General features: G+C 63.8%; 14 protein-coding genes and 1 tRNA gene. 12 read left to right on the forward strand and 3 right to left on the reverse strand.

All coding sequences use genetic code 11. The features are described from left to right. The first annotated feature begins 22 nt into the window (after positions 1-22). The 3 genes from WN72_RS04225 (at position 23) to WN72_RS04235 (ending at position 3,234) form a co-directional block, all read left to right on the forward strand. Positions 23-406, forward strand: coding sequence for a RidA family protein (locus WN72_RS04225; RefSeq protein WP_027561465.1), 384 nt, complete (start codon positions 23-25; stop codon positions 404-406). A gap of 13 nt (positions 407-419) precedes the next feature. Continuing rightward, a complete protein-coding gene (locus WN72_RS04230) occupies positions 420-1,295 on the forward strand; it encodes an amidohydrolase family protein (RefSeq protein WP_092217968.1) in 876 nt (291 codons plus the stop codon). Between the two features lie 229 nt (positions 1,296-1,524). Further along, positions 1,525-3,234: a methyl-accepting chemotaxis protein gene (locus tag WN72_RS04235; RefSeq protein WP_092217969.1), complete on the forward strand. Its 1,710-nt coding sequence runs from the start codon at positions 1,525-1,527 to the stop codon at positions 3,232-3,234. 144 nt (positions 3,235-3,378) lie between these two features. Here WN72_RS04235 and WN72_RS04240 read toward each other — a convergent pair whose 3' ends face one another. Next, positions 3,379-4,392 carry an LLM class flavin-dependent oxidoreductase gene (locus WN72_RS04240; protein WP_092217970.1) on the reverse strand — a complete coding sequence of 338 codons (1,014 nt, stop codon included), beginning with the start codon at positions 4,390-4,392 and terminating at the stop codon, positions 3,379-3,381. A gap of 255 nt (positions 4,393-4,647) precedes the next feature. Between WN72_RS04240 and WN72_RS04245 the strand changes: the two genes are divergently transcribed. The 4 genes from WN72_RS04245 to WN72_RS04260 all read left to right on the forward strand — a co-directional run bounded on the left by WN72_RS04245 (position 4,648) and on the right by WN72_RS04260 (position 6,762). Then, positions 4,648-4,824: a hypothetical protein gene (locus WN72_RS04245; RefSeq protein WP_167336542.1), complete on the forward strand. Its 177-nt coding sequence runs from the start codon at positions 4,648-4,650 to the stop codon at positions 4,822-4,824. A gap of 200 nt (positions 4,825-5,024) precedes the next feature. Continuing rightward, positions 5,025-5,513, forward strand: a complete 489-nt coding sequence (locus WN72_RS04250; RefSeq protein WP_027561461.1) for a peptidase associated/transthyretin-like domain-containing protein — start codon at positions 5,025-5,027, stop codon at positions 5,511-5,513. A 12-nt stretch (positions 5,514-5,525) separates the two neighbouring features. Then, positions 5,526-6,158 (forward strand): ferric reductase-like transmembrane domain-containing protein, encoded by a 633-nt coding sequence (locus WN72_RS04255; RefSeq protein ID WP_027561460.1) that lies wholly within the window; start codon positions 5,526-5,528, stop codon positions 6,156-6,158. Between the two features lie 130 nt (positions 6,159-6,288). Continuing rightward, the gene (locus WN72_RS04260; RefSeq protein WP_027561459.1) at positions 6,289-6,762 is read left to right on the forward strand and encodes a Crp/Fnr family transcriptional regulator; all 474 of its coding nucleotides are present in this window, start codon (positions 6,289-6,291) and stop codon (positions 6,760-6,762) included. Positions 6,763-8,520: 1,758 nt separating this feature from the next. Here WN72_RS04260 and WN72_RS04265 read toward each other — a convergent pair. Continuing rightward, a tRNA-Thr gene (locus WN72_RS04265) sits at positions 8,521-8,595 on the reverse strand. Positions 8,596-8,911: 316 nt separating this feature from the next. Between WN72_RS04265 and WN72_RS04270 the strand changes: the two genes are divergently transcribed. The 5 genes from WN72_RS04270 to WN72_RS04290 all read left to right on the forward strand — a co-directional run bounded on the left by WN72_RS04270 (position 8,912) and on the right by WN72_RS04290 (position 13,039). Beyond that, on the forward strand, positions 8,912-9,100 hold the full coding sequence (locus WN72_RS04270; protein WP_027561458.1) for a hypothetical protein: 189 nt from the start codon (positions 8,912-8,914) through the stop codon (positions 9,098-9,100). Positions 9,101-9,124: 24 nt separating this feature from the next. Further along, positions 9,125-10,831, forward strand: a complete 1,707-nt coding sequence (locus WN72_RS04275; protein WP_027561457.1) for an FAD-dependent oxidoreductase — start codon at positions 9,125-9,127, stop codon at positions 10,829-10,831. A gap of 247 nt (positions 10,832-11,078) precedes the next feature. Further along, entirely contained in the window at positions 11,079-11,387 is a 309-nt protein-coding gene (locus tag WN72_RS04280) for an EthD family reductase (protein WP_027561456.1), read from the forward strand. A gap of 189 nt (positions 11,388-11,576) precedes the next feature. Beyond that, entirely contained in the window at positions 11,577-12,086 is a 510-nt protein-coding gene (locus WN72_RS04285; RefSeq protein WP_027561455.1) for a hypothetical protein, read from the forward strand. A 128-nt stretch (positions 12,087-12,214) separates the two neighbouring features. Continuing rightward, the gene (locus WN72_RS04290; RefSeq protein ID WP_027561454.1) at positions 12,215-13,039 is read left to right on the forward strand and encodes an alpha/beta fold hydrolase; all 825 of its coding nucleotides are present in this window, start codon (positions 12,215-12,217) and stop codon (positions 13,037-13,039) included. 163 nt (positions 13,040-13,202) lie between these two features. Here WN72_RS04290 and WN72_RS04295 read toward each other — a convergent pair whose 3' ends face one another. Next, positions 13,203-13,844: a TetR/AcrR family transcriptional regulator gene (locus WN72_RS04295; RefSeq protein WP_092217971.1), complete on the reverse strand. Its 642-nt coding sequence runs from the start codon at positions 13,842-13,844 to the stop codon at positions 13,203-13,205. Between the last annotated feature and the right edge of the window lie 76 nt (positions 13,845-13,920).

The raw sequence follows: 13,920 nt of genomic DNA on the forward strand, positions 1-13,920 counted from the left end.
AACAACAAGCAGGGAGCGCATCATGACACGGCGCAAGAGCATCCATATCGGCGGCTTCAAGCACGCCAATCCGATCCCGAACGCCTGCCGCATCGGCAATCTCGTGATGTCCGGCGTCATCCTCGGCCGCGATGCGGCCGGCGTGATGCCCGAGAGTCTCGATGCGCAATGCGCCAACATGTTCGCGCATATGAAGGCGACGGTGGAAGCCGCCGGCGGCACCACCGACGACATCATCAAGATGACCGTGTGGCTGAAGGATCGCACGCAACGCGGCCCGGTCAATGTCGAGTGGTTGAAGATGTTTCCGGACGAGCATTCGCGCCCGGCACGCCACGCGCTGCCGATGGACAACATGGATGGCGGCGCGCTGGTGCAGTGCGACTTCACCGCCGTGATCGACTGAGGAGTTTTTGCGCATGCCGACCTATCTGCCGTTCGATCCCAATCCGCGCCGCCCGGTGAAGGCTCCGCCGCCGAAGACCGTCGACAGCCAGTTCCACGTGCTCGGTCCGATCGACAAATATCCGGAGCGTCCCGGCGCCGCCTATCGGATGCCGACGGCCACCTGGGAGGCGGCGCTCCGCATGCACAAGACGCTCGGCATCGAGCGCGGCATCATCGTGCAGACCACGACCTACGGCGCCGACCATGCCGTCGTGCTCGACGGCCTCGCCGCGATGGGCCCGAACTATCGCGGCTGCGCCAACGCGCTGGTGTTCGCCGAGGCGAGCGACTCGTATCTCGCCAAGCTGCATGACGCCGGCGTGCGCGGCGCGCGCTTCAGTTTCCGCCAGGAGCTCGGCGCGGTGCTGTCGGATGCCGATTTCGCCCGCGCCATCGCCCGGATCCGCGAGCTCGGCTGGTACGTCAAGATCCAGCCGGAGAAGGACGGCATCGTCTCCAGCGTCGCCCAGTACGAGAATCTCGACGTGCCCGTGCTGATCGACCACATGGCGCGCCCTGATCCGGAAGCCGGCAAGAACGATCCGAATTTGCGCAAGATGCTGGAGCTGCTCAAGAAGGGCAATTTCTGGGTCATGCTGTCGCTTGGTGAGAAGACCTCGAAGGCCGGCGCTCCCTACGACGACGTGATCCCGATCGCGCGCACCTATATCGAGGCGGCCATCGACCGCTGCGTCTGGGCCAGCGACTGGCCGCACCCGGTCTCCGTCAAGCAGCCGCCGAACGATGCCGATCTGCTCGAGCTGATGTACCGCTATGCGCCCGATCAGGCGGAGCTGGAGAAGATTCTGGTGCACAATCCGGCCAAGCTGTTCGGGTTTCCGGACTAGCGGTTGGACCACCGCGCTTCGCCTCGTGCCGGCCTGCGCCTGACGACGCGGAGCCGGCACGATCATTTTGGCCGGCATCTCCGTATTAATCCCGAGATAACACCCGCGGCCCATTCGTGGCGTAAATGAGTTCCTTAACAGATTTGCTCTAATTTTCGGCATTCCCACCTCGTGACGGCAGCCGCCCTGTTTTTTCGAGCGCGGCGCCCAACAACACCGAAGAGGCAGAATGCCGGCTCTCAAGAAGCTGATTTCCCTTCGTTCGATTGGCGCCAAGCTCGCTCTGATGACCATGGTCGCCGCCATCTGCATGGCGCTGGTCGCCTCGACCGTACTGTGGATCGCCCGCGGCCAGCTTGTCACCGAGCGCGTCGAGAAGGCGCACGCCGCTGTCGATATCGTGTGGAACCTCGCCGACGGCTATTACAAGGCCTACAAGGCCGGCCAGATGACCGAGGAAGAGGCCAAGAAGCGCTTCCTCGAAGCCAATAATTACGTCTGGTACGAAGACCACACCAACTACGCGTACATCTACGATTACGAGACAGGGCTCTGCGTCTCCAATCCCGGCATTCCGCAATTCGTCGGCAAGGACATGCGTCCGAACAAGGATGCCAACGGCATGCTGTTCGCGGTCGCGCTGATGGACATTGCCAGAAAGGGCCAGGGCACCCTGCGCTATTCGTTCCGGCGCAGCGGCAGCGATGCCACGCCCTTGGACAAGGTCGCGTTCACGCGCGGTTTCGCGCCGTGGAACCTGATGATCGGCTCGGCCGAATACATGTCGGAGGTGGATAATTCCTTCTGGTCGATGGTGCAGACCGCCTCGATCGTCATCGCCGTCCTGATGTTGATCTCGATCGCGATCGCCTGGGCCGTCGGCCGCAGCGTGGTCAAGCCGCTGTCTGCCCTGAAGGAGCGCATGGCCTCGCTCAGCGCAGGTCAGCTCGAGGCGCCCGTCGCGCATGCCGACCGCCACGACGAGATCGGCGAGATGGCGCGGACCGTTGAAGTGTTCCGCGACGCCATGATCGAGACCGGCCGCCTGCGCGAGGAACATGCGCTCGCCGAGCAGCGTCAAGTCGAAGCGCGCAAGGCCGACATGAACCGGCTGGCCGATCAGTTCGAGCGCGAGGTCGGTGAGATCATCGAGCTCGTCTCGGTCGCGGCCGGCCAGCTCGAGACGTCGTCGACCACGTTGTCGAAGACCGCCGATACTGTCTCGCAGGTCTCGAACCGCGCCTCCACGGCGTCGGGCGAGGCGTCGTCGAACGTGCATTCGGTGGCCGCGGCGAGCGAGGAGCTTGCCTCCTCGATCGGCGAGATCAGCCGTCAGGTCGAAACCTCCGCGCGGATCGCGGGCGAGGCCGTCAGCCAGGCGCAGAAGACCGACGCGCGCATCAGCGAGCTGTCGCAGGCCGCGGGCCGGATCGGCGACGTCGTCGATCTCATCCAGACCATCGCCGGCCAAACCAATCTGCTGGCGCTCAATGCCACCATCGAGGCCGCACGCGCCGGCGATGCCGGCCGTGGCTTTGCCGTGGTCGCCTCCGAAGTGAAGTCGCTCGCCGAGCAAACCGCAAAAGCGACCGACGAGATCAGCCAGCAGATCGCCGACATCCAGTCCGCAACGCGCGATTCGGTCACGGCGATCAAGGAGATCGGGACGACCATCGGACGCATCTCGGAAATCGCCGCGGCGATCTCGACCTCGGTCGAGCAGCAGGGCTCGGCGACGCAGGAGATCTCCCGTAACGTCCAGCGTGCAGCCGCCGGCACCTCGCAGGTCGAAGCCAGCATCGCCGACGTCCAGCGCGGTGCCTCCGAGACCGGCGGTGCCTCCGCGCAGGTCCAGGCGGCCGCGCAATCGCTCGCAGGCGAAAGCGCACGCCTCAAGCGCGGCGTCGCCGGCTTCATGAACTCGATCAGGGCGGCGTGAGCGGCTTCAACGCGGCCATCCTTCGAGACGCCCGCTACGCGGACTCCTCGGGATGAGGTCCTGTGTTGCTGTTAGACCCTCGTGGTGAGGAGCCCGCCAACGGCGGGCGTCTCGAACCATAAAGGCCAAGAACTCTCACAGTGCTCAGGCACTCACCGCCGGCTGCTGCGTCAGCCGATCCCGCACCTCGGCTGCGATCTCGAACGAGCGCAGCCGGGCGGCGTGGTCGTAGATCTGGCCCGTGGTCATCAATTCGTCCGCGCCGGTCTCGGCGATCAGCGCCCTCAATTTCTCTTCCACCACGGCGGGCGAGCCGACCGCGGAGCAGGACAGCGACTGCCCGACGCCGGCCTTCTCGGCCGGCGACCACAGCGTATCCATGTCTTCGACTGGCGGCGGCAGAGGTCCCGGCGTGCCGCGGCGCAGGTTGATGAACTGCTGCTGCAGTGAGGAGAACATGCGCTGCGCCTCCGCGTCGCTGTCGGCGGCGAACACGTTGACGCCGATCATCGCATAGGGCTTGTCGAGCTGCGCCGACGGCTCGAAGCGCGCACGATATTCGCGCAGTGCCGGCATCATCATCTGCGGCGCGAAATGCGAGGCGAAGGCGAAGGGCAGGCCGAGCATCGCCGCAAGCTGCGCGCCAAACGTGCTCGATCCCAGGATCCAGAGCGGCACCTTCGTCCCCATGCCGGGCACGGCGCGGATCGCCTGGTTCGGCTGCACGTCACCGAGCAGCGCCTGCAATTCCAGCACGTCATGCGGAAAATTCTCGGACGTGGTGGCGAGATCGCGCCGCAGGGCCCGCGCCGTGAACTGGTCGGTGCCCGGGGCGCGGCCAAGGCCGAGATCGATCCGCCCGGGATAAAGCGATTCCAGCGTGCCGAACTGCTCGGCGATGACAAGCGGTGAATGGTTCGGCAGCATGATCCCGCCGGACCCGACGCGGATGGTTTTAGTGCCGCCCGCGACATGCCCGATCACCACCGATGTCGCCGCGCTCGCGATCCCCGTCATGTTGTGATGCTCGGCCAGCCAGAAGCGCTTGAAGCCCCAGCGTTCCGCATGCTGGGCAAGGTCGAGCGAATTGCGGAACGCCTGCGTCGCATCGCCGCCCTGGCGGATGGGTGCGAGGTCGAGCACGGAGAAGGGGATCATGCGAGAGGTCCGGTGATGGGCGCAGCGCGCCGGGGCTCCATATGTAATACCGTCCCGGGCAGATGTTAGCGTTGCAGTGCGATTGGACACGCAACGATACCATTCGGAATTGTCGTAGGTGACCGGCGAACTGCCCGGACGACGTTTTCGATCCAGCGGACTTCCGCGCAGGTTTGACCTACGTCAACATTCGGAACCTGGCTTCATTTTCATTGCCGGCATTGGCTGCTTCGATTTTCTTCCAGGAGAGATGTCATGGCCGATTCGACCAAGCTCTCGGTTGAGAAAGCGCTCGAAAAGATACGTCAGCGCGACGAGCCGAAATCAGAGAATTCGCGCCTCGATGAAAAAACCGACGCTCTCAACGAAGAGATCAAGCGCATGAGAGCACAAAGGCTCCGCCTTGAACGAGGACAGGGGAAGCGTGGCTGAACGGCGCCTTTCTTGGTAGATGGATAAGGGCAAGACCCGCGGTCGCCATGTCGCTTGGCGTCCGTTTGCGACGACGCGGCCTTCGTTCACAACCCTGTTATTGCGACCTATGGCGCCCTTTGTCTCAACTGGGCGTTTTGCGCCTGTTGTTGTACCCTTGCCGGAGCCAAGCCATTGCACGGTCGCCCGGAGGACCTGACATGACCACGGTCGTCTTTAACCGCCGCACCCTCCTCGCCGCCGGCGGCACTCTCCTTGCAGCCGGCGCATCCGGGCTTTTGGTGCCCGCCCGTGCCGAAGGCCTCGCGCCGACCGAAACCATGTCGGGCGGGGCGAACAATTATCGCAGGGGCGCGCCGATCGTGGAGCGGATCGGCAAGGGCGGCTTCTGGATGAGCGGCACCGTGCGCCGCGCCGGCGACGGGGCGCCGCTCGCCGGACAGCGCATCCAGATCTGGGCGCACACGGTCGAAGGCCAGGAGCACGAGCCGCAAAGTCACGGCGCCACGCTCACCGACAAGGATGGCAAGTTCCGCCTCGAGATGCCGCAGATCATTCCGATCTTCGGCCAGCCGCACGGTCACCTCGCCTATGACAGCGGTGAATTCAAGACCGTGTTCCTGCGGCCGGTGATGCGGAGCCCGAAGGAAACCAGCCTCGAGGCGCACTTCGTCCTTCAGTCCGCCTGAGCGAACCAGCGAATGACGGGGTGGAAGCTCGCCCGGGTGATCCTGATCTGGGTTGCCCTTGCTTTAGTCATTGGCGTGCCGATCGCCGCCGCCGCAACAAGCGAGCAACTCGCATGGCGCGGTCCGGTCTACATCCTCGCCGGCTTCGCCGGGATCGTTGCCCTCGCGCTCGTGCTCGTTCAGCCCCTGCTGATCGGTGGATATCTGCCGGGGTTCTCGGCCTATCGCGGACGGCGTGCGCATCACTGGATCGGCGGCGCGCTTGCGCTGGCGATCGTGATCCACGTCGCTGGCCTCTGGGTCACCAGTCCACCTGATATGATCGACGCGCTGACCTACACATCGCCGACGCCATTCTCTCCCTTTGGCGTCACCGCCATGTGGGCCATCTTCGCCGTCGCGCTACTGGCCCTCCTGCGCCGGCGATTGGGCCTGCGGCCGCGAACCTGGCGCTTCGTTCATATGCCGCTGGCGGTCGTCATCGTCGCCGGCAGCGTCGCCCATTGCCTGCTGATCGAGGGGACGATGGAGACGATCTCGAAGGCGGCGTTGTGTGCGCTGGTGCTTGCGGCGACCGTCAAGGCCATGATTGATCTTCAGGTGTGGCGAAAGCGAAGGACGCTGCGCGGCAGTGAGCCCGCGTAGGTTGGGTAGAGCGAAGCGAAACCCATCGCACTCTGTCCGCGCGGAAGCATGATGGGTTTCGCTTCGCTCTACCCATCCTACGAGCTGCGCTTTGCTTGCCGCAGATTGCGGCGGGGCGTATCCTCGCGCAATGGCTGTCACTGCCCCCGACCTGAAAGCGTTCCTGCTCGCAACGCCATTCTTCGGCGGTCTTGCGGACCCCAGCCTCGAGCTCCTGATGTCGATGCTGGTCGAGCGACGCTTCGGGGCCGGCGCAATTGTCGTCGCGGAAGGCGAGCCGGGACGCTCGATGTTCATCGTCAAGTCCGGTCGCCTCGCGGTGAGCAAACGAGCGACTGCAGGGAGCGTCGTCCCGATCTCCGTTCTGGAGCCTGGTGATTTCTTCGGCGAGATGACGCTGATCGAAATGCAGAACCGCTCCGCCACGGTGATCGCGGAGATGCCGACGGTGCTGTACGAGCTGACCGCCCACAATCTCTACGCCTGCTACAAGGCCGACATCCACGCCTACGTGATCGTTCTGCAGAACATCAATCGCGAGCTGTGCCGGCGGCTGCGAAGGGCCGATGATCGGTTCGCCGGGCGGGTGGGTGATGGCAATTGATCACTCGTAGGACGGTTAGAGCACTTGCGAAACCCATCCTGCTTCGCCACGGAACCGTTTCATCACCCAGCAAGGCGTCGACGACACTCGCTTCCGCCTTCGCTCGTTGAGCTCCGGCGGGCAAGTCGCTCCGCCCGTCCTGCTAGCTGGAAGTCACGACTTATCGTGCGCGTACTTCTCCAGGAGCAGCCGATTATATTCGTCTCTCACGGCTCTCTTCGAAACATGCCCTTTTCGGTCTTTGGCAATCTTCAGAAGATCAGGATCAGTTGGTGCCCGTGATTTCCGCCTGAATCTCGCAAGGAGTGGGGTCGCAGGCGCCGACGTCCTTCCAAACAGCCCGTCAAACCATCCCATTGTGTCCTCCCGGACAGACCGCGAAACACGACACTATCACTACGAATTTGGAGGGCAAACGGACAGTGCGGCTGCATATTTCAAATGCTCGTCACCACATGGTCCGTGGCGGGGGCGCGCCTCAAGCGGCGCAGTTCAAATGCCGGTAAGGGGCCAGGCCACAGCTCGCGCGCGTCGATGGGCCGCAACTCCCTGCTTCGCGGATTCGTGCAATATATTCCAGGTTGTGGTGCAGGAGATGCGTTGGAGACACGCTCATGCGCGCCCGTTCCTTGATCCTCGCCTTGATCATGCAAAGCGTCGTGACGGTGTCTTTTGCGCAGGACGCCAAGAGAGCCGTGGACATCAATGAACCTGCCAGTGCGTAGGATGGGTAGAGCGAAGCGAAACCCATCATTTTGCATGTTCGCACGAGCCCTTGATGGGTTTCGCTTCGCTCTACCCATCCTACGAGCGGCGCCGGGACGATGATCGGTTTGCCGGACATCAAATCGGCGAAGCGGATTGATCGTGCGTAGGAGCCGGTTCTCTGATGCGATTACAGCAACGCCAAGGAGTGCAGCGAATTTCTATGAAAACCGAAGGCAACTATGCCGGACAGAAGCAACGCAATCCCAGTCACGATCAGGCAACACGCAAACACTATCGACGCCTCTTGCTCGTCATCCACGGCAAGGACGATAATGGATAAAATTTTACCGACAATCGAAAGGAAGAATTAACCTTACCTGCGCGGTGCAATCTCGACCCGTCGGGCAACACATCCCCTGCGCGCCAAAACCCGTCAATCCCCTCCCGCGAAAATATTCCACTTTACCGAAATTCGGATTTGCGGTAATATCTCGCCATCCCGATCCCCGGAGAGGGGCGATCGTACGTCGTGTCGAACGTGGATCGGGGTGCGGTGGACGCGGCAGCGCCAGGCATGGGTATGCGGGACCAGGGCGAGATGAACCTCGTGAGGTCTTTGCTCCGTGCAGACGGACGGCGCTGTGTCCGGCGAAGCTACTCAAGCCAAGCCGGGCCAGCTGCGTACGGCGAAAGCGCGTGGTTCTGACCGTCGTTGCTACGGTCAAGCCTTGCGGAGATGGATCGAGGCTCAACCGGGCCTCTAGACATCGCCAATTCGCGAGGTGACGGAGGCCAGAAGGAACTCGGCTCCGGGGAGAGCGCGTATAAGCCGTCAGACCATCGCGCAGGGAAGGCCGGGTGTTTTCCGGCCCACCTGTTTCCCGCCTGCGCATTTGCGTGTGCAAATTCTTCGCGCAGCGGATCATGGGTGCCAGCCGGCACCCGGCCTTCCCTGCGCCCTCTTCAGTTCAGGAGGGCGAAAGAGGAGAGCAAAACTCGGGCATTTGGTGCCGCGAGAATGCTGATCTGCGCGTGATTGTACCGAAGAAATGGTGCTGCCAGACAGGATTGAACTGTCGACCTCTCCATTACCAATGGAGTGCTCTACCACTGAGCTACGGCAGCATGTGCTGGGATCAGAATCGGCCGCCAAGGGGGCCTACCAAGCGGGCCGATATCTGCCACAAGCCCCCCTCCTGTGCAAGCTTGCTAGTCCCGTCAAAACGAGAAAATCGGGCCGATATCGAGGCCAAAATGCCCGTTTTGGCGCGAAACCGTCGACTTTCTGCCGATTCGGGTTCCGATATCCCCGCCCAACTGGCCAGTTGGCCCACTTGGCGGATTCGACTCATTTGGAGTTTCGCACGATCGAATTGCGCGCGCCTCTTGAGCTGCCACGTTGATGGGGCATGTTATCGCCGATCCCGTGAATGGAGCCGTGATGGCTGACGAGAACGACAAGCGCGCACAGCAGGCGAAGACGTCCCGGGACGACCGGCTGAAATCGGCGCTGCGCGAAAATTTGAAGCGGCGCAAGCTGCAGGCGCGCGAACGCGCCGCAGGCACCGAGCCCGCGCTAAACGACGATGGTTCCCTCGACGAGGGAGCCGCCGGAAAGGCCGGCGGCTAGATTTTGCAATGAGCGAGAATGACGATGGCCCAGGACGAGGTGCAACGAACCGACAGGAACGCGCTTATGGCGCAGTTCACGCGTCCCGAGCAGACCTTTCCGGCGCTGGCGCCTGCCGAGATCGAGCGCCTGCGCCATTTCGGCGAGCTGAGGCGCTATAAGGACGGCGAGCTGCTGTTCGAGACCGGCAAACAAGGGCCGGGCATGTTCGTGGTGCTGGCGGGCCACGTCGCCATCACCCAGCGCGACGGGCTCGGCCACGTCACGCCGGTGATAGACCAGGGGCCGGGACAGTTCCTGGCCGAGCTCGGCCAGCTCTCGGGCAGGCCGGCGCTGGTCGACGGACGCGCGGAGGGCGAGGTCGAGGTGCTCCTCGTTCCGCCGAACCGGCTGCGTGCGCTGCTGGTGGCCGAAGCCGAGCTTGGCGAGCGCATCATGCGCGCGCTGATCCTGCGCCGGGTCAATCTGATCCAGGGCGGCATCGGCGGGCCCGTGCTGATCGGGCCGTCGCACTCCGCCGGCGTGGTGCGCCTGCAAGGCTTTCTCACCCGCAACGGCCAGCCGCATCATCTGCTCGACCCCGACAGCGAGCATGACGCGGCCGAGATCATCACGCGCTATTCGCCGAAGCCGGAGGATTGGCCGCTCGTCGTCACCGCCGACGGCACCGTGCTGCGCAATCCCAGCGAAACCCAGCTCGGCCGCGCGATCGGCATGATCGGCGGCGCCAAGGACGATCGCATCTACGACGTTGCGATCGTCGGCTGCGGACCGGCGGGACTTGCAACCGCGGTCTACGCGGCGTCCGAAGGTCTGTCGGTCGCGGTCGTCGACACCCGCGCTTTCGGCGGCCAGGCCGGCGCCAGCGCACGCATCGAAAACTATCTGGGCTTTCCCACCGGCATCTCGGGCCAGGCGCTGGCGGGGCGCGCTTTCACCCAGGCGCAGAAATTCGGCGCCGAGATCATGATTCCGATGTCGGTGAAATCGCTGGACTGCTCGCGCGCCCACGGCGCCTTCGCGCTGGCGCTGGATTGCGGCGACACCTTGCGCTCGCGCGCGGTGGTGGTCGCGAGTGGCGCGCGCTATCGACGGCCTGACATCGCCAACCTCGACAAGTTCGAGGGCCGCGGCGTCTGGTACTGGGCCTCGCCGGTCGAGGCGCGGCTCTGCGCCGGCGAAGAGGTGGCGCTGGTCGGCGCCGGCAATTCGGCGGGGCAGGCGGCCGTGTTCCTGTCGGGCCACGCCAAGCGCGTGCTGATGATCATCCGCGGCGGCGGCTTAGGGGCCAGCATGTCGCGCTATCTCATCGAGCGCATCGAAGCGACGCCGAACATCGAATTGATGTTCAACACCGAGATCACCGCGCTCGAGGGCGACGAGACCTCGCTGTTGCGGCGTATCCGCTGGAAGAGCCGGCTGTCGGACGACGAGGATGAAACCGAGATCCGCAACCTCTTCCTGTTCGTCGGCGCCGACCCCGCCACCGGCTGGCTCGACGGCTGCGGCGTAACGCTCGACCGCGGCGGTTTCGTCGTCACCGGCGCACAGTCCGAGCTGAACCAGGGCAAGCTGGTGGCGCCGCTCGAGACCTCGGTGCCCGGCGTCTACGCCGTCGGCGACGTCCGCTCCGGCTCGGTCAAGCGCGTTGGCGGCGCCATCGGCGAGGGCGCACAGGTCGTGGCGTCCCTGCACGGCTATCTCGGCGACGCCGCAAAACCGGCGCTTTAGTCAAGGACAAGGCAAGGGAATGGCAAGCCGATTGAGGCTTGCCATCCTGCTGTGTCATGCGTGACTATCTCCCCTCATCCTGAGGAGCGCGCAGCGCGTCTCGAAGGATGAAGGCCCGGAACGACGCCCCGGGCCTTCATGGTTCGCGCGGCGATGCGAAGCATCGTCCGCACGGGTGCTAACGCGCCTCCTCACCATGAGGATCGAAGGCTGAACGAGCGAACAAAAGATTCAACGGGAGGACTAAATGGCTGAAATCGTCGTGCTCTACAAAACGCCCAAGGATGCCGCGGCCTTCGACAAATACTATGCCGAAACCCACATTCCACTCGCCAAGAAACTTCCCGGCCTGAAGAAATACGCCGTCAGCAAGGGACCGGTCGCATCTCCCGGCGGCGCGACCGGAATCCATCTTGTCGCCATTCTCACCTTCGACAGCGTTGCCGACATCCAGGCGGCATTCGCCAGCCCGGAAGGCAATGCGACCGGCGCTGACGTGCCGAAATTCGCCAGTGGCGGCGCTGACATCCTGATCTTCGACACCAAGGAGGTGTGAACGATCGCTTCGACTTTCGTCGAAAACCTGCTGTCGTTTGTGACAGCGCTGCAAAAAAATCAGCCATGCGTTTGTCGATTCGCACGATGACGCATGGCCGCGCACATGCATGTGACGACAACGTATGTGGCAATCCCATGAGGAGCGTAATACTACTCTGATCTCAATGCAGAGCGTAGGAGAGATGCCATGGTCCTTGGGTTGAGCCTGCCCGCCTTCACACTGGTCCATGTCATCATCAGCCTGATCGCCATCGCCGCCGGCCTTGTCGTAATGTTCGGCCTGCTCGGCTCGAAGTCGATGCCGGGCCTCACCGCGATCTTCCTGCTGTTCACGATCCTCACCAGCGCCACCGGGTTCCTGTTCCCGTTCAAGGAGCTGCTGCCCTCGCACATCATCGGCATCATTTCGCTGGTGCTGCTCGCGATCGCCTGCTTCGCGCTCTACGGCATGAAGCTCTCCGGGGTTTGGCGTCCGGTCTACATCGTCACTGCGATGATCTCGCTCTATTTCAACGTCTTCGTGCTGGTGATCCAGTCGTTCCTGAAAGTGCCGGCGCTCGCCGCGCTCGCGCCCGCCGTGCCGCCGGCGCCGCCTTCCGGCCCGGTGTTCGCAGTGGTGCAGGGCATCGTGCTGGTGTTCTTCGTGCTGCTCACCATCGGCGCCTGGCGCCGCTACAAGCCGATGACGTTTGCCTGATCGTTATTCGCTCGTCATTCCAGGGCGATGCAACGCATCCAACCCGGACTCCCGCGCAGCAATCTCCGGATCCCGGGTTCGCGCTTCGCGCGCCCCGGAATGACGTTTCTCACTAAAGGAGCCCCACCATGCCCACCATCACCACCAAAGACGGCGTCGAGATCTTTTTCAAGGATTGGGGCTCGGGCCAGCCGATCGTGTTCAGCCATGGCTGGCCGCTGTCGTCGGACGATTGGGACGCGCAGATGATGTTTTTCGTCACGCGCGGCTATCGCGTCATCGCTCATGACCGCCGCGGCCACGGCCGCTCGTCGCAGGTCGCCGACGGCCACGACATGGATCATTACGCCGACGACCTCGCCGCGGTCACCGCGCATCTCGACCTCAAGAACGCCATCCATGTCGGGCATTCCACCGGCGGCGGCGAGGTCGTGCACTACATCGCGCGTCACGGCGAGAGCCGGGTGGCGAAGGCCGCGATCCTGTCCGCGGTGCCGCCCTTGATGGTGCAGACCGCGGCCAATCCCGGCGGCCTTCCGAAGAGCGTGTTCGACGACCTGCAGAAGCAACTCGCGGCCAGCCGCACGCAATTCTATCGCGACCTCCCGGCCGGCCCGTTCTACGGCTACAATCGTCCCGGCGCAAAACCGTCCGAAGCGGTGATCCAGAACTGGTGGCGCCAGGGCATGATGGGCGGCGCGAAAGCGCATTACGACGGCATCGTCGCGTTCTCGCAGACCGATTTCACCGAAGACCTCAAGAAGATCAACGTCCCCGTGCTGGTGATGCACGGCGACGACGACCAGATCGTGCCTTACGCCGATTCCGGCCCGCTGTCGGCCAAGCTGCTGAAGAAAGGCACGCTGAAGACCTACAAGGGTTTCCCGCACGGCATGCCGACCACGCACGCCGAGACCATCAACGCGGACCTCCTGGCGTTTTTTAAGGAGTGACGAGTCTTCCTTCTCCCCTTGTGGGAGAAGGTGGCGCGAAGCGCCGGATGAGGGGTTCTATCCGCCGAATTCAGTTGAGAGTGAGTAAGCAGAGACAACCCCTCACCCGTCTCGCCGCTCAGCGGCGAGCCACCCTCTCCCACAAGGGGAGAGGGGAAAAGCGCTACTTCAATATCGCCCGGATCGTTTCGAACGTCCGCTTCACGAAAACCTCCGGCTTCTCCCGCGCGCCTTCGCCCATCCAGCTCTCGCCACCGACGCGCATCGCGCCGGTGGCGATCATGGCGACGAGCCGGGCCTTGGCCTTGTCCGATTTGCTTTTCGCGCGCTCGGCAAGCCCGTCGGCCAGCGCGCGCTCGAGCTTCTCGTATTTGAGCTGGTCGCGCGCGTGAAGCGCGGGGTTGTCGCGCTTGAGCCGCGACATCGCCGCTGCCTCGGCGGGATCGACGCGCTTGACCGCTGCCGTGATGGCATTCTCCGCCGCGGTCAGCATGGATTCATCCGCAGGCCGTGCGAGGATCTCGGCGACCAGCGCGCTTGCCGCATCCTCCTGCCAGGCGGTGACCACGTCCTCCTTGGACGCGAAATAATGGAAGAAGCTGCGGCGCGACATATCCGCTTTGGCTGCGATGTCGTCGATGGTGGTGGCCTCGAAGCCGCGCTCGCGGAACAGCGCCATCGCCGCGCGGGTCAGCCGCTCGCGGGTCGCCTGCTGCTTGCGTTGTCGCAGGCCCGCAGACGGCGGCGATTTTCCTTCCGCCGGCAATGACTTGGCACGCTTTCCGATGGCCTTCGAAACCTTCAAATCATTTCACCTCTTGCAAATTTGCACTCAGTGCACATTTAGAGCCGTCGCGGGCCTCATTCCAGCCCCCGAACGG

This window comes from Bradyrhizobium arachidis, from assembly GCF_015291705.1.
GTDB lineage: Bacteria > Pseudomonadota > Alphaproteobacteria > Rhizobiales > Xanthobacteraceae > Bradyrhizobium > Bradyrhizobium arachidis.